Below are 19,019 nucleotides of genomic sequence, written 5' to 3'. Positions count from 1 at the left end.
CTTGATACTGCGGGGGTGAGTAATTAATATTTAGTTAATAAAGCAAATCGCCCCTATTACTACTCATTCGCTATTTTGAAGAGAAGGAAAGCAGAAAATCCTTTAATGTCCGGATCTCGCTATCGGTGATCGCCGGAAAATTCGCGATCCGAAAACTAACCTCCTTATCCTTCCCGTAACCATTCCCAAGCACAATTCCGGCTTGCAATGCCGCCTTTTTGATCGCCACAATGCGTTCTTTCGAATCCTTAACCGCAACCACCGTTTCTGAACGGACAGCCTCGTTTTCCACTAAAAGCCGGTAACCGTTTTCAGGCAAGAATTTACACCAATCCTGCGCGCGTTTGTGCGTCTGCTCCGCGACGGTTTCAATAGGCAGAACCTGCTTCATAACCCTACCCATCAGGTATATACCCAATGTATTCGGCGTGTAAGGCGTCTGGAATTTCAGGAAATTATCACGGATAAAAAGCAGGCTGTTGTAATGCGACCGGTTGCCAACGGCAATGGCACGTTCCACGGCTTTCGGCGAGACGATCATCACGCCCATGCCAGCAGGCAGGCCAAAACACTTTTGAACCGACCCATACCAAACATCCGCACTGTCCCAGGGAAGCACGACGCCAGCCATCGACGAAGTGGCATCAATGGCGATAATGTTTTCACATTGAGCACGTAATGTGTTCAGGAACTCCGAAGTTAGCGCGGTCCCGTTGGAAGTTTCGTTGTGTGTCAGACAAATGATTTCATTCGCAGCAAGCTTTGTTACCGCATTTAAATCCGGCTCTTCGTTGGTTTCGAAAAAACAAGATCGTGCAGAACCCGTCAGCTTTTGGGTGTATTCCATCCATTTTTCACCGAATGCACCATTGTAAATGTGCAGGCTGGCATCCGAAATGAGATTTTCGGCGATGATTTCCCAGCACTCTGTTGCCGATGAAACGAAATAAACCTCGTAGTCATCGGGCACATTCAGCTTGGTTTTCAGGTTACGGATCGCGTCTTCCAGCATTTGCATGAAAGCCGTGCTTCTGTGATTGGCACTGATGACGCCACTCTCGAATGCTTCTTGCAAATAGCGGCCAACCTCGTCGTAAACTTTGGAAGGGCCCGGATAAAAGGTTATCATTTTAAGATCAGATAAAGCCTTCGCGCACCATTGCCTTTTCCAGCTTTTCACCCAATGCCTGGGAAGCTTTCAGCAACGGCAAACGCACCGCAGAGCTGCATATCCCTTTGATTTCCAGACATTTTTTAATACCCACCGGATTGGATTCAACGTATAGTAAGGTGTCGAATTCAAGAAAAGCAAGCTGCAACTTGGCGGCTTCTTTGAAACGGCCTTCCAATGCATGCCAGGTCAGTTCGCCAAATTCTTTCGGGAATGCGTTGGCAATCACCGAGATGACACCATGCCAGCCCACGCTTACCATGGTCGTTACAAGATTATCATCACCTGAAAGCAACAGGAAATCATCCGGCACGCGGGAAGCGAGTTCCATACTTTGCTCGATCGAACCACCGGCGTCTTTAATGCCGATAATGTTGGCATGCCCAGCCAGCGCAATGATCGTATCCGGCTTCATATTGATCACCGTGCGACCGGGAACATTATAGAGCAGAACAGGAACAGGAGAGGCGTCTGCTATGGCCGTAAAATGGGCGATTATGCCTTCCTGCGTGGGTTTATTATAATAGGGACAAACCGAAAGAATGGCGTCCACGCCTGTAAAATCCGTTTCCTTAATGCAATCCAGCACGGATTGCGTATCGTTGCCGCCCAATCCGTAGACAATAGGAAGCGATTTGGAGTTATTTTTTATTGTAAATGCCAGGATCTCACGCTTTTCGCGGGAATTTACCGTAGGCGATTCGCCGGTTGTCCCCTGCACCACAAGGTAATCCGATCCGCCTTCTGTTACCAGGTCGATCAGTCTTTTCAAACCCGGGTAATCAATTGCATTCTGCTCATCAAAAGGTGTAATCAGCGCCGCTCCTACCCCTTTGAAACGTTGGTCCAATGGCATTATTTACTTATATAATTGGTTGAAATTTAAAACACAAAGTTAGCTTTCTGAGCCATTTTTCATCACTTATTCTCGATCATCGCTAAAAATTCTTCCTCGCTGAGAATGGTAACGCCCAATTTGCGCGCCTTTTCGAGCTTGGCAGGCCCCATATTAGCGCCTGCAAGCAAGTAATTGAGCTTACCCGAAACGCCGCTCAGGACCCGGCCGCCATTGACCTCGATTTTCAATTTGAGATCGTCCCTTTCAAAATTTTCGAAAACGCCGGATATCACAAAGGTTTTGCCTTCCAGCATGTCGCTTTCGAGTTCAACAGGCTTTTCATCGCTTTCCATCTGGATGCCCGCAGCCTGCAAGCGTGCCACCAATTGCTGGTTTTCGGGCACGCTGAAATAGGAAGCAATGCTCTCCGCGATCCTTCCGCCAATTTCCGGGACGGCAATGAGCTGGTCGTAAGTGGCCAATCGCAACGCATTCATGGATTTGAAATAAGCGGCCAGTTTTTCGGCCACCGTCGCGCCCACAAACCTGATTCCCAATGCAAAAAGCACATTTTTAAAAGGAACTGTTTTGGATAGATTAATGCCATTCAGAATGTTCTCAACCGTTTTTTCGCGGAAGCTGATCTTCTTCACCTTGCCCGTTTCTTCATTAAGAATGTTCTTTTCGAGGCCGAGAAGCGTTTCATTAGTCAGATCATAAAGATCAGCAGGCGTCCGAACCAATCCCAGATCAAAAAGCAGCTCTATTTTCCCCTCTCCAAGACTTTCAATGTTCATGGCCTTCCGGTGAATGAAATGCTCGATCCGGCCTTTCAGCTGCGGCGGGCAATGGCTGTCATTGGGACAGAAAAAGGCGACTTCGCCTTCATTGCGCTGTAATTCGGAGCCGCATTCGGGGCAATGTGTGGGAAAAATTAAAGGTTCAGTCAAGAATTTTTCGCGTTGTGAAATATCTACGCCTGTGATTTTAGGAATGATTTCACCACTTTTTTCGACAAAAACCGTGTCCCCGATTTCCAGTCCCAGCCGCAGCACTTCATTAGCATTATGCAATGTAGCCCGCTTCACGCGCGTCCCCGAAAGATGAACGCCTTTCACCTTGCTGTAAGGCAATGCGCGTTCGGTAATGTCGCACAGGTTCGCCACCGGCGTCACCGCTCCCGTCCGCCCGACCTGGTAAGTCACCATCCGCAGGACGGCGGGTTTGTTTTCAGCTTTGTATTTAAATGAAATGGCCCAGCGCGGACTTTTAGCCGTGAAACCTAGCTCGCGTTGCTGTTCGAAAGAGTTGATCTTCACCACAATTCCATCCGTAGCCAAAGGAAGTGTCAGCCGTTTTTCCTCCCATTCGTGGATGAATTCTATCACCTCATCAATGGTCTGTACTTTTTTCCAGCCCGGCGAAACATTAAAACCCCAGGATTTCAGCCCCAGCAAGCTTTCTTCGTGGCTTTTGAAAAATTCTGTGTCAGTAAGAAAAGAATAGAGATAGCAATCCAGTCCGCGCCGCGCGGTTTCCGCAGAATCCTGTAACTTGAATGATCCCGACGCCGCATTCCGAGGGTTGGCATATTGATTTTCACCCAATGTATCCATCTCCTCATTCAGCTTTTGGAAGGACGTGATGGGCATAAAACCTTCACCGCGAATTTCAAAAACAGGCGGAACATTCTCAGCTTTAACTCTTAATGGCAGGGAGCGAATGGTTTTCACGTTGTTGGTGATTTCATCCCCGCGCGTGCCATCGCCACGCGTAACGCCACGCACAAGCACGCCGTTTTCGTAGGTAAAACTGAGCGAAATACCGTCAAATTTCAGCTCACAAATGTATTCATAAGGCTCTCCATCCAGCCCACGTCTCACGCGGTCGTCGAAATTCCGAAGCTCTTGTTCATTATACGTGTTGTCAAGCGACAACATCGGGTGGCGATGATAAACCGTGTTAAAGTTCTTCGTGATCGTGCCGCCTACCCGGAGCGTCGGAGAATCTTCCTGCCGCAAATCAGGATGTTGATCTTCAAGATCTTTTAACTGTTTCAGCAGTTGATCAAATTCAAAATCCGAGACCTCAGAAACATTGTCCTGATAATATCGATAATTCAAATGCTGCAGTTTGTCTACAAGCTCCTGGATTTGCTGTTCTGGATTCATGGTAAGGCGGCTAAAACGGATAGTGCCCAAATTTAAGAAGCGTTCGCGCCGATTTCAAATAGTGCAGCCCTCCGTTACTTTTTTAGGAAACCGCGTATCAATGGAAAAACAAATCAAACACTTGTCTTTCTTTGATACACAAACTCGTATGAATCATTTCAAAAATTCATTAATTTTCCTAAAAACTCGCTATGCACATGAAAAGCACAGAAACAATCATCTGGCAGGACTGGGATCTCTCACAGATCATAAACGGGGAGGAAATCATGTCTCCTAGCCCTAAAAAGCCGCATCAGAAGGCGTCCCGTAAATTGCAACGGATTCTGGAAGATCATGTAGAGGACCATGATCTAGGCGAGATTTGGAACGCCCCTATGGACGTCATTTTTGAAGAAGACTACAATCGTTTGCAGCCGGACCTCATTTTTATTTCGAAAGAAAATGAGGACATCGCGCAGGATTGGATAAGAGGTGTTCCTGATATGGTGGTTGAAATCGTATCAAAAAGCACCATTAAAATGGATACGGTAGTCAAGAAAGAAATTTATGAGCGCTATGGCGTGCAGGAATATTGGCTTTTGAAACCGGAGAAGCGGTTTTTGGAAATTTACACCCTGACTGATGGACGTTATGAACTTTATGCTTCGTACGGCGAAAATGATGTGGTCAGCTCACCATTATTTCACGATTTGGCGTTCAAGTTGAACATTATATTCTAATTTCGGCCTGAACTAAGATTTAAAATTCATGGCGGAAATTGCCCCTTCGATACTTGCTGCTGACTTTGCGAATTTACAACGGGACGTAGAAATGCTGAACGTGAGCCAGGCAGATTATATACACGTTGATATTATGGACGGCATGTTTGTGCCGAATATTTCTTTTGGAATGCCCGTTTGTGAAGCCGTTCACAAGCATGCCACAAAGCCATTGGACGTGCATTTAATGATAGAGCAGCCGGATCGTTATCTGGAAGCATTTGCAAAAGCAGGCGCATCGATACTGACCGTACATTACGAAGCCTGTCCGCATTTACACCGGACTATCCAGCGCATTAAGGAAGTAGGTGCGTTGCCCGGCGTTGCATTGAACCCGCACACGCCAGTGGAAGTGCTTTCTGAGATCCTGGGCGATGTTTCCCTGGTGCTGATTATGTCCGTAAATCCGGGTTTTGGCGGGCAGAAATTTATACAAAACACGTATCAGAAAATTGCCAGATTACAGGCTTTGAAAGAAAAATTTGGCTACACATTCAAGATTGAGGTGGATGGCGGCGTTAATCTTGACAATGCGCCTTTGCTTGTAAAAGAAGGCGTGAACATTCTGGTTGCAGGAAGCTTTGTTTTCAGTTCGGAAGACCCGCTGAAAACCATTGCCGACCTGAAAACCAGCTGATTTTCAAGGTTCCGAAACACCCCGATATGTTAAAAGATTTTTCCCGACCAGGACTATGAAGTGGCTCAGATACTTCATTTTCAGCATTTTGGCAGCGTCCGGCCTGGCAGCTATTAATGTCTCCAAAAGGCCGGAGCTGGCTGTCGCTAAATTTCCTTTGAAAATCAGCCCGAATGGCCGCCACATCACCGATAATAATGGCGTTCCGTTCCTGATGGTGGCTGATGTGGCCTGGCAAATGCTGCGTAAGCTGAGCTATAACGATGCCATTCATTACATGGATGCGCGCAAGTCTCAGTCATTCAATACATTTCTGGTTCAGCTTTTGCCCGCACTTCCCAATCAGCGGAATTTTAATAAGACCCTTCCATTTCAGGATAACGATATTTCAAAACCAAATAAGCCCTATTTCGACTATTTTGACAAGATTATTGCCGCAGCGAAAGAGCGTAACCTTGTCGTGGGCATTGTGGTTTCCCGCAAAAGCTGGAATGCGATTTTCGACGCGCAAAATCCAACGGTTTGGAAAAATTACGGTGCCTATGTCGGCAAGCATTTTGCCAAGTACAGCAATGTGATCTGGATTGTGAGTGAGGAGGAATATCAGACAGCCGCTCAGTTCGAGGCTATTGCAGACGGAATCCGTTCCGTTTCTGAAGGTCAGATTATAGCGTCGCTGAGCACTTGCTCGCCTTCCAGTGTGAACGACAGCTCGAAAGTCAGATCAGACCTAAAATTCATTATTCCGGATTCTACGGTGACGCCCGCTGAGTATGCGGCGCTGGCCAACTGGCAAAAAAACTCAGCCGAAGTTGCATTAAGGCCATTTTTAATCGCTAATTCGGAGTTCCCAAAAGAAATAACAGACCAGTCTGTCTTGATCAGAAATCAGGCTTACCAGTCCATCATGAGTGCTGCTGCGGGCTTTTGCCATATGAGCACGATCAAAAATTTCAACCCGACCTGGAAAGTTAACATCGATAAAGACGGCGCGGAATACATTCATGAACTCGTCAAAATCCTGAAAGGCATTCCCTGGGAATATATGCAACCCGAAAACATCTCGGAACTGCTTCCCGATTCAACCGATAAGGCTGACATAGGCATAGTTTCTTTATCCAATAAGAAAATGTCCATGTTATACTTACCAGAATCGCGTCCGGTCCGGCTTAACCTTAATTATCTCAACGGGACGGATTTTGGAGCCGTCTGGTATAGTCCGCGCACGGGGAAAAGATGGTCTGGAGGTGAGTTTAGGGCTGCGCCGGAAGCGGTTGTTCAGCCACCCGATTCACAGCCGGGCTGGGATTGGATTCTCTTAATAGGAGCAAAAAAATGAATAAAACCTTACTCTTCAACGTTTTTCTGCTGCTTTCGGCAGTTGTTATAAATAAAGGATACGGTCAGCAGATTTTGTGGGCTAATAAAGTGCTGGGCTATTCTTCCGAAAACCGGCCCGCGCAGTACGGGCACGCCTTCCGCGCAAAACAAATTCTCGGCATTCCTAACAAGCTTCCCGATTTCGGGAATAGTCCGTGCGCCTGGATGCCCTCCGATCCCGATGGCCGCAATGAAGAGTGGATTAAGGTCGGTTTTGAAAAAACAATTTCCCTGAAACAGGTTGCTATCGCAGAAAATTTCAATCCGGGCGCCATTGCCCGGGTGTATGCCTATGATGAGTCTGGGAAGGAGTTTCTTATTTCCGACACACCCGCATCACAGCTCAATGTTAAAGGCAGAATGTTCAGGATCTTTCCAAAACAACAGAATATCCTGGCCAATGCGATCAAGATTGTGATGCAACCTTCGAAAGTTTCGGGAGCGAATCAAATCGATGCAATAGGGATTTCTGATGACACGACGCCCATTGAAGCTGTCATTAACATTGCAAAAGGGCCGCTTTTGAAAACCAAACGTGAAAACATGGGAGCGGCGATCAACAGTCAGGGCCAGGAAGTTGCGCCTATTATTGCCCCCGATGGCAAGACGCTTTATTTCACGAGAGGCAATTTTCTGGGCAATGTGGGCACGTCAGAAACACAGGACATCTGGTATTCCAAACTAAATGAAAAAAATGTCTGGGGCGCAGCGGTGAATATGGGCCCGCCGATCAATAATGCTGCGGATAATGCTATAACAAGCATTTCGGCAGACGGCAAAACCATTTATGTTATCAACGTTTACCGGCCGGACGGCTCCATGGAGTTAGGATTGTCGCGCTGTTTTCAGACGAAGACGGGCTGGACTTTTCCCAAAGAATACAAGATCAACAACCTGCGGGAAAGCATTACGGGCAATAATAAGATCAAACAGGTCGAAAGCATGGAAACCACGGTTTCGCCCTATGGTAATGTGATGATCATCTCGGTTGAGCGCAGCGATACGGAAGGAAAAAAGGACTTGTATGTTTCCTTTCTGCAATCGAGCGACAGCTGGTCGGAGCCGCTGCATCTTGGAAATGTGATCAATACGGCCGATTACGAAGGAACTCCGTTTTTAGCATTGGACAACAAAACATTATATTTTTCCTCACACGGACACAGCGGCTACGGAGCCGGTGATTTGTTCCTCACCCGACGGCTGGATGACAGCTGGGTCAACTGGTCCAAACCTGAAAACCTTGGCCCGGTGATTAATACTTCGCTTTGGGATGCTTATTTTAATGTTCCTGCAACGGGTGATTATGCCTATTTCAGTGCCAGCGAAAAGGTTTCGGGGCAGGAAGATATTTTTCGTGTAAGGCTTACTCCCGAGACACGCCCGGATCCGGTGGCCATCATTTCCGGGACCATCCTGGAAGCAGAAACGAACAAGGCTGTGCGTTCCGACCTCATCGCACAGATCAAGAAAAACAATGATGTTTTTACAAAAGCAACATTTGACCCGGAAACCGGCGAGTACCGGCTTATTTTGCCGCTGAAAGAAATTTACCGCATTACGGCATCTGAAAACGGCTATTTCCCTTTTACTGAGGAAATTGATTTATCCAAAGACACCACATTACGCAACATCCGGAAAGACCTTTATCTGCAACCTATCAAAGCGGGGCAGCGGATCAGGCTTAGCAGCACCATGTTTGCGCAGAGCAGCGCCGAAGTGATCCGGTCGTCCTACCCGGAGCTGGACAGGATTGTTTCGGCTATGACAAATTATCCGGCAATGGAAATTTTGCTGGAAGGACATACAGACAATCAGGGCGAAGTCCAAAAAAATGTAAAGCTGGCGGAAGACCGTGTGCAACAGGTCAAAAAATATCTTTTATCAAAAGGAGTAGACGGCAAAAGGATCCAGACAAAGGCCTGGGGACCAGCCAAACCCATCGCCAGCAACCTTACTGAACAGACCCGCCAGAAGAACCGGCGCGTGGAGTTTACAATTCTTAAAATCTAAAAAATATCCTATAAAGGGAATTTTGCTTAATTTCGCGGCAACTCGGTCTGTTTCCCAATTTTTGGGCAAAATAGAACGAAACAGAAATTATAGCGCACATCAACTTTCTTAAATGTCTTCAAACCGTACGAACGAAACTCTGAAAACCTGGCTCATTTTCGCTGTCATTTTAATTGCGGGAACTGCGCTCAGGCTTCACAATCTGGATCGTTACAGTATTTTCTTCGATGAGAGAAGCACAATGGTGATCAGCCAGGGTGTTGTGTTGGAAGGTGCCAACCAAAAGGAAGTTTTTTCTAAGCTAACATTATCGGATTCGCAGTTCTGGAAAACGCCTGAATTCAGCCTCAGGCCGCCAAGAGTCTTACGCTCATTTACTTACAACGAAAATTATGCTCCGCGTGCATTTACGCCCGCCGAGTTTTGGGCATCCAAAACAATAGAAGATTATTATGAAGCCAATAACCGGAGCGATATTGGAAACAGCCCTTTCTATTATCTGCTGCTGCATTATTGGATGGAGGTTTTCGGCCTTTCGGACTTCTCTGCGCGATCCCTTTCCGTGCTTTTCAGCGTGCTCATCATTGGTGTGGTATACTTGTTCGGAAGGCGTTTTTTTGGGGTTAATACAGGGCTGATTGCCGCTGCGATCGTGGCTATTGAGCCGTTTTTTATCGGTTACAGCCAGCAAGCCCGCAGTTACTCCTTAATGTTCTTCCTTACCCTGCTTGCTACATATTTCTTTTTACAAATCATTGAAAGAGAGCCTGCAAAGGGGAAAACAACCCGGCTTTACATTGGCTACATTATAACCGCAGCATTAAGCATCCTATCCCATTTTCTTTCAATTGCGGTCCTTTTAGGGCATGCTTTATACGCTTTGCTTTTTCTAAGGAATGTTAAAGGTTGGATAAGAATGGCGGTTTCGGCCGTGGCGGCTTTGTCTGGTGTGGCCTGGTGGATGATTTATGGCGGCGGGACGTATACGCTTCATACGCTTAATTATCAGGCAGCGCTCTACAAAAGAATGGCCGAAACACGGCCTATGGACAATCCTTTCGGGATTATTTTACCTGCCACAATTGGTAATGTGTTCACCAAAGCGCTGCCACTTTTTTCAGACCTCATTATTTTTACCAACGGCCTGACGGATGCCCTTGCCGGCAGAAAAAACGTGATTGTTTCTATATCAATTGGCGTGCTGCTGATCATTTGGTATCGGTTCAGAAACCACATTAAAATGCACGACGGACTGAAAGCGGCTATTCCTTTCGTTCTGGCCATTTCCGGTGCGGTATTTTACTCAAATCACAAGCTGCAATTCATCATTCTTTCGGTCAGTATTTTTGCACTTTCCTTTATTCCCGATGTGCATATCCAGGCTGATAAGCAACATAGGAGACGGCTTTGGATCATCTATATTATGGCGCTGTTTCCAACGATCTTTTTGATTATTATGTCGTTCAAAAACGGCCATACATATGGATTGATGCAGCGTTATTCGGGTTTTTCGTTTCCCTATGCGATCATATTGCTGAGTCTTTTGCTGCAATATTATAACACCATTAAGCTGGAATTCAGGGCATTGATCTTTGTTGGCCTGGCTTGTCAGTTGTATTTTGTTTCGTTACGGCTTGGAGAATTCTATGCAGACCGGTCGGTGAAATACGGCTATTTTTCGACACCGCGGGCTCCTAACCCTTACTATGAGGCGGCGCAAAAAATCAAGGAATTGTATCAGGAAGGCGACACGATCCTGTATCCCGCTTCCCGCTATCCGATTTTATCAGAAATGGACAGGACATTCCTCTCTTATTCAGTTCAGGACGCGCAGGTGACGAATTTGTATCTGCCCAAAGACGCGCAATATGTGCAGGTGATGGACACGACACAGACTACACATATTTTACTTAAAAAAGCAGGAAATCCTGAACCGGTTGTGATCAAGAAATTGAAAGGGCTGCGTTACGGATTGGAGTAGGCAATGTAGGCTGATATCAAAAGCCGACAAATAAGATTTTGTATATTGCACTCTCAAAATCGAAGATTTGACCTTTATTTAGTGAGATTTTCTTAATATCGACATATACACAGGCATGACCGCAGAAGAGATATTGAATGACCCAAGACAGATAAGCGGAGAACTTCGGCTTAAAATTCTGGGTCTCTACCACAAAGCAAATGCCGGTCATATCGGCTGCTCATTAAGCTGCATTGATCTGATGATCGCTGTTCTTTTTCTGCAAAAATCGGAGGAAGACACCTTTATTTTATCCAAAGGACACGCCGCCGCCGCATTATACGCCTGCCTGAATGTTACGGGCGAAATTACCGACGAAGAACTGGACACTTTTTACCTGGACGGCACCTCACTCCCAGCCCATCCGGCCCCAAGGCAATACAAAGGAATTCCTTTCGCAACCGGCTCACTAGGTCACGGCCTCCCCATTGCAACCGGAATCGCTCACGCAGCAAAAGTGGGTGGAGAAGAAACTTATTCATTCGCGTTGCTTTCAGATGGCGAGACGAATGAAGGAACAACCTGGGAAGCAGCACATTATGCGATCCAAAATCAGCTGGATAACCTGTTTATGATTGTTGATAAAAACGGTTTGCAGGGTTTTGGTCCAACGGATAAAGTGTTGGGAGAAACAGCCTCCGTTGAGAAATGGAATGCAATCGGTTTTGAAACGATAGAGGTTGACGGTCACGACATTAATGCGCTAAGTCTGGCTATTGACGAACTTAAAACGCACAAAAACGGGCTGCCAAAGGCGATTATCGCAAACACTGTGAAGGGTAAGGGAGTGTCCTACATGGAGAATAAATTAGAGTGGCATTATTTACCAATGAACAAAGACCAATACGAGCAAGCCACGCTGGAAGTAAAGGAACGCTACTTTAATGAATTGACGAATGCTTGACCAATTGCCGGTTTTCCGCGATAAAATAGAAAGTTTAAAAGGGCCAGTTTTTGTTTTTGGTGCAAGCGGCTTCATCGGAGCCAATCTTTTCAACGAAATTTTTAAGATCCGAAAGGACTGTTATGCGCTCACACACGACGCAACAAAAGCATGGAGGCTGAAATTGCTGAATGTTCCTTTTGAAAACATTGTCCATTGCGATATCCTTTCCAATAACTCTGTTCAAGAGGTTTTTGAAAAATATAAACCGCAAACGATTTTTAATCTGGCCGCCTACGGCGCTTACAGCAAGCAAAATAATGTTAACCTGACCTATGAAACCAATGTCATAGGAACCGTAAACATTCTGCAAAACTGTACGACCGAAATGGTTTATATCCATGCAGGAAGCAGTTCGGAATATGGCTTCAACTGCACTTCTCCAAAAGAGACTGATCGCGTTGAGCCAAACAGTCATTATGCGGTTTCCAAGGTTTCAGCGGCCTATTTATTAGAATATTATGCCAAAGTTTTCAATCTGAAAACGCTTAATCTCAGACTTTACTCCATTTACGGATATTGGGAAGAGCCGGACCGGCTGATCCCGAAACTAATCGAAAACGCCCGGAAAAAGCAACTTCCTTCGCTCGTATCTCCGGATATAAGCCGTGATTTTGTTTTCATAGAAGACTGCGTGGAAGCTTTTCTGGACGCGGCATTAAAGATTAACAAGGAGACTTCCGGGAAGTCCTACAACATTGCAACGGGCCGTAAAACAACGATGGGCGACCTCGTTGATACATCCAGACGAACATTCAACATTACGCAGGAGCCGCAGTGGGGCAGCATGTCCAACAGAAAGTGGGACCTTGCTGAATGGTTCGGCGATCCGAGTGCATTTGAAACGGACTTTGGCTGGAAAGCCCGGACTTCGCTGGAAACCGGTCTTTCAAAATACAGTGACTGGCAGGCGCAGATAAAATACGAAGACCGTGTCATTCCTGCTTTCGAAAATCCGAAACTGAACCCGATCATTACGGCAATCATCGCTTGTTATAAGGATGCGCAGGCTATCCCGTTCATGTACGAGCGGCTTGTGAAGACTTTCAATGATCTGAAAGTGCGCTATGAAATCATATTTGTCAATGACAACTCGCCTGATAATCAGGAAGAAGTGATTAGCCAGATTTGTGATAAAGATCCTAATGTTGTTGGAATCAGTCACTCGCGTAATTTCGGATCTCAATCTGCATTTTTGAGTGGAATGGAGATCGCAACGGGCGATTGCGTGGTTTTAATGGATGGTGATTTACAAGATCCGCCGGAAATTATCCCTGCTTTTTACGAGAAATGGATGGAAGGATTCGATGTCGTTTATGGCGTTCGGGTTCAGAGAGAAATGAAACCGCACATTCACTTTTTCTATAAATCGTTTTATAAAGTATTTCAGGGACTCAGTTATATTTCGATTCCCCGCGATGCCGGCGATTTTTCTATGATTGATCGCAAGGTTGTTAAGGAATTGGTAGATCTGCCTGAAACAGAGCAGTTTCTGCGTGGATTGCGCGCCTGGGTTGGTTTCAAGCAAACGGGCGTTCCTTATGTAAGGCCTGAGAGAATGTTTGGCGTATCAACCAACAACTGGACAAAAAACATCTGGTGGGCGAAAAAAGCGATTTTCTCGTTCAGCTTTGCGCCGTTAGAATTGATGAGTTACGCAGGTTTTGCCTTAACCGGATTTTCGATTTTAGGGATTATCTGGCAAATCTTAGCGAAATTCGTGTTTTTCAGGGACACACCGCAAGGCATCAGCACCGTTATTGTGTTAGTCGTTTTCTTCGGAGGGTTAACCATCCTCGGCATTTCATTCCTGGGAGAATACATTGCCAAGATCTTTGAAGAAACCAAAAAGCGACCAAAATACATCCGGACCAGAATCCGCCGCGGCTCAAAATCATACAAAACCGCAGACGAAATCCGGACGTTAGTGAAGCAATTGAGGAAGTAATGTAATGTTTAAGCAAGCTCAACAACTTTTAAATGAAATTGGATAAATTCAAATTAAGGTTGATGCTTGATGGTTATTATCAAACAAAAGACATTACACAACTATTGCATTAAATACCCTGAGGCCAAAGTTGCCATTGCCGAATGGGCAGACAAGACAGAATTGGCGGATTGGGCAAACTTCCTGGAAGTTAAATCCGTTTTTAACAGCGTCGACTATGTTGGCGATAACAGGTTTGTCTTTAACATTAAAGGAAACCAGTATCGAATGGTCGCCATGATATTTTTCAGCGTTCGGACGGTCTATATCCGCTGGTTCGGATCGCATAGCGAGTATGATAAGATCAATGTTTCAAAGATTTAAAGAACATTGCTATGAAACTTTCGACGGAACAAGAATATAATGACGCTTTCAGGGTTATTGATAACCTGATTGCTGGGAATTTTGAAGAGGACGTTAACAAACAGCAGGAGTTTTTGGAGGTTGCGAAAGCAATACAGGAATACGAGAAAAACATGTATCCGCTCCCGAAAATGAAGCCTGCCGTTAGAATCAAAAGTGCTTAACAGCATCATCATACAAACCGAATGAGAAAAGAATTTTCAAACGCTATGGAGCAGTTGGCAGTGGAGGATGACTCCGTTGTCTTCATTACTGGCGATCTTGGCTATAATGCATTGGAAAATTTGCAGGCCAAAATGGGTAAAAGATTTATAAATGCTGGTGTTGCTGAGCAGAATATGGTCGGCGTGGCAGCAGGATTTGCGCATAAAGGCTATAAAGTTTTCTGTTACAGCATTGCCCCTTTTATCGTTTACCGTTGCTTAGAGCAGTTTCGGAATGATGTGTGTTTCAATAACTTGCCCGTATTCCTTGTCGGGAACGGCGGTGGTTATGGATATGGAATCATGGGAAGCAGCCATCATACAATTGAAGATCTGGCTTGCCTGAGCGGCCAGCAGAACGCAAATGTGTGGGTTCCTGCTTTTGCTGATGAAGTGGAACCTATGATTCAACAGATTGTCACTGACGCGCGCCCCGCTTACCTGCGTTTGGGTGCGGGAAAAACAACCCCCGACAACAGTTACATTTCAGGTTCGTTCAAAGTAATCCATGCGCCGGAAACGGCTGAAATTACGGTTTTTGCATTAGGACCAATTGCTAATAATGTCATGACCGCCCTTTCACTTTCGGAAGATCTTACAGCGAAGGTGAATGTGATTACGGCAATGCATTTCCCTTTGCAAATTACCGACGAAGTGGAAACGCTCATTCGGAAAGCGCCTGCAATTCTTGTGGCGGAAGAACACATCAGCATTGGCGGATTGGCGCAACAGCTTTCTGTCCAGCTTTTGGAGAAAGGCATTTTCCCACGCGCTTTCAAAAGCCTCAGAGCGGAAGGTTATCCGAACGCCCGTTACGGAAGTCAGACATATCACCAGAAATTATCCGGCCTGGATCCTGATTCCATCGTTTCCCATATTGGTCAGTTAATGATTCCGGCATGACGAAAAAGGCTTTAACTATCTTTCTGAGCCTGATCCTGCTGCTACCGGTCCTGATTTATTTTATGGTCTGGAATTATTATGCTATTAATATTCCAAAATTCGACGACCACGCTTTAAAAGAATTTATCCTGTATTATTCCCAGGCGTCGTCCTGGAAAGAGAAGATCTGGCTGCTTTTTAAACAGCATAATGAGCACCGGATTTCCTTAACAAGGCTCATTTCCTGGTGGGACTATTCGTTATTTGGATCATTGAATTACCGGCATCTGATGACAACCGGGAATTTGTTGCTTTTGGCTGTTATCCCGCTTTGGTACGAACTGCTAAAAAAGAACAAAAAGCCTTTATCTGCCCTATTACCCGTCCCTTTTCTCTGGCTTACACTTGCATTTTGGGAAAATATGTATTGGGGAATGGCTGCGATCCAGAATTTTGGTGTCGTTACTCTGGCAGTCTGGACGTTGTATTTGTGTATCAATTTTAAAACACTGCCCTTCGTAATTTCCCTTATTCTTGCTGGCGTCACGATCCTGACGAGCGGGAACGGTTTGCTGGTTCTTCCGCTGGGCGCACTGCTATTATTCCTGACAGGCAATAGAAAGCGCTTCGCATTGTGGCTTGTTGTCAGCGCCGTTGAGATCTTCTGCTATTTCAATTGGTATACCAAACCGGAATCCAATCCTGAGTCCAAAGCGACCATTTTCCAGTTCATTAAGGGCTACATGGCATTTCTGGGATCATTTGCGGAATCATTTCCGGTTGCCGACCACATTAAGGTTTGCTTTTTTATGGGGATCGTTTTGTTCCTGGTTGCTATTTCTATTGTTTCCACCACGCTGTTCCGCATCGTCCGGAATAAATACAGCCAGAAATTTGAGCGCATAACCGACCTTTTCTGTCTCGGAACTATCCTTTTCATTCTGGCCACTGCATTAATTGTAGTTTACAGCCGTGCCGGATTTGGATTTGACACACTCGTAACCAGCCGTTATAAGATTTACTCGGTGCTCTTGCTGATTGTCGCGTATTTGTATGTGGTTATTCCGATTCGCGGAAGCTTTCTTTCACCCTATGTCACATCAATTGTTTTCCTGGGCGTGATATTCAACATTTTCAGCTACCATTATCATTTGGTTGACGCTTATAACTTGCGCAAGGAGTTAACGACTTCGCAGTTTAACTGGACTTTTACAGACAAAGAACTGAAATCCCCGACTGACACTTCGTTCGCGGCCAATATAGTCGAGAAAACGCCTGTCTTCTATAATAAGCTTCTCCCGCTCATTTCAGTGGCCGACCGCCAGACTTATGCCGGAAATTCACGCGGCCTGACCGAATTATACGATCGCAATACTTTCAAAGCTGGTGAAGAAAATCTGACCATTGAAAATAATACTTTTACCAGCCAGAGATTACAGGACAGCGGCATTTACATTTTGCTCAGTTCCAAAGAGCGATATTACTTGTTTCCAGCACTGAGAACGCGTAATACAAGCCGGAAAGAGCTTTTTTTGAAACAATATTACTTTGCACCGGGATTCAGGGCGAACATTCCTTTTTCTGAAATGGACAAAGGGCTTTATGATGTTGCATTAATCAGGCAGCAGGGAGATCAAACGGGCATTCTGTTTCAAAACCAGAAAGTGCGGGTAAAGGAAACTAAGAAAAAGACAGTGAAGGTAAACTGGTAATTATGCGCAGCACATCACAGGGACACATTATTCAACTTGATGGAATCCGCTTCATTGCCATCGCGCTGGTGCTGATCGAACATCTGTTTGTAGAAATCAACACGGTGCCCGTCGGCGCTACGGGAGTAACGATCTTCTTTGTACTAAGCGGCTTTTTGATTTCCCGGATTCTCCTGAAAAGCAAAGAGAAAAACTATGAACTGGAAGGCGGGTTCAAAAAATACCTTAGCAAATTCCTGATCCGCAGAACAATAAGGATCTTTCCGGTCTATTATCTGACCATTTTCCTGCTCTATATCTTTAATGTGCCTCCCGTAAGAGAAAAACTGGGCTGGCTGGCATTGTATGGGACAAATATTTACATGGCCTGGAATAAAACCTGGATGGGTTCTATGGACCATTTGTGGTCGCTGGCCGTTGAAGAGCAGGTTTATTTATTCTTTCCTTTCCTTATATTTTTTATTCCGAAAGGCAAGCTGGTTCCGGTTTTGGGCATTATGGGCTTGCTAAGCCTTGCATTTCGTTTTTACTATTTCTACACACATCCGAATTTTGCCCTGGACGACTGGATTGTTACGTATGTAAGTACGCCAGCATGTCTGGACTCATTTGCATTGGGTGGCTTACTTGCGTGGTTGCAGCTTTACAGGAACGATTTTTTTGAAAGGCTTTTCAGTAAATCATGGCCCGTTGTGCTTGCATTCGCTATATGGGTCCTGCTTCAGTTCTGGTCTAAAACATTTGATAACCGTTTCAATGTATCATTTGTTGTCCTGGACAGAACGGTGTCGTCCATCTTCGGCTTTTTCCTGATCGGGCGGGGCGTTATGGGTTATACGGGAATCATGGCCGCTTTTCTGGAAAATCCAGTGAGCATTTACTTAGGAAAAATCAGTTACGGCTTGTATCTCTATCACAATTTCGTCTATAACCACTTCCATAGTGGCCCTATGCATCCTACCGTTCGCATTTTCCGGAAAATCTACCAATATGCTCCGGAACTGAAAGGCTCGGTTGCCTTTGAAGCGCTGGTCGTGATCCTCTTAACGATTGCTGTCGCTGCTGTCTCCTGGCACTTTTTTGAGAAGCCCATTAATGCCTTGAAAGACAGGTACGCTTAGTAATTTATCATTACCCATAGCCCGGTTACAGGCTTTATTTATTAATTTCGCGCAACCATACCAAATAAGTTTCTGCATGTCGTACCTTCTTAGTATAGTAATGCCCGCATACAATGAACAGGATTGTATCGAAAAGGTAGTATATAATTGGACTAATTTCTTAAAAAATAAATTTCCCAACGACAATACAACACTGATTGTAATCAATGATGGTTCGAAAGACAATACGAAAGTGCTTTTGGACAAATTACAGCAGGAGGTTACCAATCTGACAGTTATCAATCAGAAAAACGGTGGTCATGGCAATGCAGTCGTAAATGGCTATCGCAAAGCGCTTGAACTGAATTCGGAATATGTTTTCCAGACAGACAGCGATGATCAGTTTGTTTCCGATGATTTCGATAAACTTTGGAACAAGCGCAGCCAATCACAGTTTATACTAGGTTACAGACAAGTAAGGCACGATGCCGGCGTCCGTTTGTTCATCACAAAATTCCTTCGCGGAACGATCTCGACGGTTTATGGCACATTCATTATGGACAGTAACATTCCTTTCCGTTTGATCAAAGGAACGTTCCTGCAAAAACTGATGAACCAATTGCCTGATCCTGAGCCCTTCGCACCTAACATTTTCTTGTCTGTGATGGCCAAAAAATCGGGTCAGGAATTGTTCGATATCCCCATTACACATAAAGACCGCGAAACCGGAACGGTTTCGATCGTCAAATGGAACCTGTGGAAGGTTTGTATACGCAGCTTTAAAGAACTGTTGCGGTTTCGCCTGGAACTCAATGATAAAGTGAGAGCGATCCGTGCTTAACCA

General features: G+C 45.4%; 16 protein-coding genes. 13 read left to right on the top strand and 3 right to left on the bottom strand.

Annotated features, from left to right (window positions below):
• Nucleotides 1–70: 70 nt before the first annotated feature.
• The 3 genes from LZG74_RS06680 to ligA all read right to left on the bottom strand — a co-directional run bounded on the left by LZG74_RS06680 (nucleotide 71) and on the right by ligA (nucleotide 4,180).
• Entirely contained in the window at nucleotides 71–1,129 is a 1,059-nt protein-coding gene (locus LZG74_RS06680) for an aminotransferase class V-fold PLP-dependent enzyme (RefSeq protein ID WP_233795798.1), read from the bottom strand.
• A 7-nt stretch (nucleotides 1,130–1,136) separates the two neighbouring features.
• Entirely contained in the window at nucleotides 1,137–2,027 is an 891-nt protein-coding gene (dapA, locus tag LZG74_RS06675) for a 4-hydroxy-tetrahydrodipicolinate synthase (protein WP_233795797.1), read from the bottom strand.
• A 62-nt stretch (nucleotides 2,028–2,089) separates the two neighbouring features.
• Nucleotides 2,090–4,180: an NAD-dependent DNA ligase LigA gene (ligA, locus tag LZG74_RS06670; RefSeq protein ID WP_233795796.1), complete on the bottom strand. Its 2,091-nt coding sequence runs from the start codon at nucleotides 4,178–4,180 to the stop codon at nucleotides 2,090–2,092.
• A 197-nt stretch (nucleotides 4,181–4,377) separates the two neighbouring features.
• On the opposite strand from ligA, the gene LZG74_RS06665 reads away from it, so the two are divergent.
• The 13 genes from LZG74_RS06665 to LZG74_RS06605 all read left to right on the top strand — a co-directional run bounded on the left by LZG74_RS06665 (nucleotide 4,378) and on the right by LZG74_RS06605 (nucleotide 19,016).
• Nucleotides 4,378–4,899: a Uma2 family endonuclease gene (locus LZG74_RS06665; protein WP_233795795.1), complete on the top strand. Its 522-nt coding sequence runs from the start codon at nucleotides 4,378–4,380 to the stop codon at nucleotides 4,897–4,899.
• Between the two features lie 28 nt (nucleotides 4,900–4,927).
• The gene (rpe, locus tag LZG74_RS06660; protein ID WP_233795794.1) at nucleotides 4,928–5,575 is read left to right on the top strand and encodes a ribulose-phosphate 3-epimerase; all 648 of its coding nucleotides are present in this window, start codon (nucleotides 4,928–4,930) and stop codon (nucleotides 5,573–5,575) included.
• 55 nt (nucleotides 5,576–5,630) lie between these two features.
• Nucleotides 5,631–6,914 (top strand): DUF4038 domain-containing protein, encoded by a 1,284-nt coding sequence (locus LZG74_RS06655; protein ID WP_233795793.1) that lies wholly within the window; start codon nucleotides 5,631–5,633, stop codon nucleotides 6,912–6,914.
• On the top strand, nucleotides 6,911–8,965 hold the full coding sequence (locus LZG74_RS06650) for an OmpA family protein (protein ID WP_233795792.1): 2,055 nt from the start codon (nucleotides 6,911–6,913) through the stop codon (nucleotides 8,963–8,965). Before LZG74_RS06655 ends, LZG74_RS06650 begins: the two co-directional genes overlap by 4 nt.
• Nucleotides 8,966–9,077: 112 nt before the next feature.
• Nucleotides 9,078–10,946, top strand: a complete 1,869-nt coding sequence (locus tag LZG74_RS06645; protein ID WP_233795791.1) for a glycosyltransferase family 39 protein — start codon at nucleotides 9,078–9,080, stop codon at nucleotides 10,944–10,946.
• A 115-nt stretch (nucleotides 10,947–11,061) separates the two neighbouring features.
• Nucleotides 11,062–11,889 carry a transketolase gene (locus LZG74_RS06640; protein ID WP_233795790.1) on the top strand — a complete coding sequence of 276 codons (828 nt, stop codon included), beginning with the start codon at nucleotides 11,062–11,064 and terminating at the stop codon, nucleotides 11,887–11,889.
• Nucleotides 11,882–13,876 (top strand): NAD-dependent epimerase/dehydratase family protein, encoded by a 1,995-nt coding sequence (locus tag LZG74_RS06635; protein WP_233795789.1) that lies wholly within the window; start codon nucleotides 11,882–11,884, stop codon nucleotides 13,874–13,876. The genes LZG74_RS06640 and LZG74_RS06635 overlap by 8 nt, the downstream gene beginning before the upstream one ends.
• Nucleotides 13,877–13,945: 69 nt before the next feature.
• Nucleotides 13,946–14,239 carry a type II toxin-antitoxin system HigB family toxin gene (locus LZG74_RS06630; RefSeq protein WP_233795788.1) on the top strand — a complete coding sequence of 98 codons (294 nt, stop codon included), beginning with the start codon at nucleotides 13,946–13,948 and terminating at the stop codon, nucleotides 14,237–14,239.
• A gap of 11 nt (nucleotides 14,240–14,250) precedes the next feature.
• The gene (locus tag LZG74_RS06625; RefSeq protein ID WP_233795787.1) at nucleotides 14,251–14,442 is read left to right on the top strand and encodes a hypothetical protein; all 192 of its coding nucleotides are present in this window, start codon (nucleotides 14,251–14,253) and stop codon (nucleotides 14,440–14,442) included.
• Nucleotides 14,443–14,463: 21 nt separating this feature from the next.
• On the top strand, nucleotides 14,464–15,384 hold the full coding sequence (locus LZG74_RS06620; protein WP_233795786.1) for a transketolase family protein: 921 nt from the start codon (nucleotides 14,464–14,466) through the stop codon (nucleotides 15,382–15,384).
• Nucleotides 15,381–17,075: a hypothetical protein gene (locus LZG74_RS06615; RefSeq protein WP_233795785.1), complete on the top strand. Its 1,695-nt coding sequence runs from the start codon at nucleotides 15,381–15,383 to the stop codon at nucleotides 17,073–17,075. Before LZG74_RS06620 ends, LZG74_RS06615 begins: the two co-directional genes overlap by 4 nt.
• 2 nt (nucleotides 17,076–17,077) lie before the next feature.
• Nucleotides 17,078–18,196, top strand: coding sequence for an acyltransferase (locus LZG74_RS06610; RefSeq protein WP_233795784.1), 1,119 nt, complete (start codon nucleotides 17,078–17,080; stop codon nucleotides 18,194–18,196).
• A gap of 76 nt (nucleotides 18,197–18,272) precedes the next feature.
• On the top strand, nucleotides 18,273–19,016 hold the full coding sequence (locus tag LZG74_RS06605; RefSeq protein ID WP_026630941.1) for a glycosyltransferase family 2 protein: 744 nt from the start codon (nucleotides 18,273–18,275) through the stop codon (nucleotides 19,014–19,016).
• Nucleotides 19,017–19,019: the final 3 nt, after the last annotated feature.

Origin of the sequence: Dyadobacter sp. CY327, assembly GCF_021390415.1 — a bacterium.
Classification (GTDB): Bacteria; Bacteroidota; Bacteroidia; order Cytophagales; family Spirosomataceae; genus Dyadobacter; species Dyadobacter chenhuakuii.
The sequence above is the reverse complement of the archived record's forward strand: the minus strand, read 5'-3'. Positions and strand labels throughout refer to the sequence as shown.

Coding starts and splice junctions, on each gene's coding strand:
- LZG74_RS06680 (WP_233795798.1), bottom strand. CDS start 1,129: ATGATAACCTTTTATCCGGGCCCTTCCAAAGTTTACGACGAGGTTGGC.
- dapA (WP_233795797.1), bottom strand. CDS start 2,027: ATGCCATTGGACCAACGTTTCAAAGGGGTAGGAGCGGCGCTGATTACA.
- ligA (WP_233795796.1), bottom strand. CDS start 4,180: ATGAATCCAGAACAGCAAATCCAGGAGCTTGTAGACAAACTGCAGCAT.
- LZG74_RS06665 (WP_233795795.1), top strand. CDS start 4,378: ATGAAAAGCACAGAAACAATCATCTGGCAGGACTGGGATCTCTCACAG.
- rpe (WP_233795794.1), top strand. CDS start 4,928: ATGGCGGAAATTGCCCCTTCGATACTTGCTGCTGACTTTGCGAATTTA.
- LZG74_RS06655 (WP_233795793.1), top strand. CDS start 5,631: ATGAAGTGGCTCAGATACTTCATTTTCAGCATTTTGGCAGCGTCCGGC.
- LZG74_RS06650 (WP_233795792.1), top strand. CDS start 6,911: ATGAATAAAACCTTACTCTTCAACGTTTTTCTGCTGCTTTCGGCAGTT.
- LZG74_RS06645 (WP_233795791.1), top strand. CDS start 9,078: ATGTCTTCAAACCGTACGAACGAAACTCTGAAAACCTGGCTCATTTTC.
- LZG74_RS06640 (WP_233795790.1), top strand. CDS start 11,062: ATGACCGCAGAAGAGATATTGAATGACCCAAGACAGATAAGCGGAGAA.
- LZG74_RS06635 (WP_233795789.1), top strand. CDS start 11,882: ATGCTTGACCAATTGCCGGTTTTCCGCGATAAAATAGAAAGTTTAAAA.
- LZG74_RS06630 (WP_233795788.1), top strand. CDS start 13,946: ATGGTTATTATCAAACAAAAGACATTACACAACTATTGCATTAAATAC.
- LZG74_RS06625 (WP_233795787.1), top strand. CDS start 14,251: ATGAAACTTTCGACGGAACAAGAATATAATGACGCTTTCAGGGTTATT.
- LZG74_RS06620 (WP_233795786.1), top strand. CDS start 14,464: ATGAGAAAAGAATTTTCAAACGCTATGGAGCAGTTGGCAGTGGAGGAT.
- LZG74_RS06615 (WP_233795785.1), top strand. CDS start 15,381: ATGACGAAAAAGGCTTTAACTATCTTTCTGAGCCTGATCCTGCTGCTA.
- LZG74_RS06610 (WP_233795784.1), top strand. CDS start 17,078: ATGCGCAGCACATCACAGGGACACATTATTCAACTTGATGGAATCCGC.
- LZG74_RS06605 (WP_026630941.1), top strand. CDS start 18,273: ATGTCGTACCTTCTTAGTATAGTAATGCCCGCATACAATGAACAGGAT.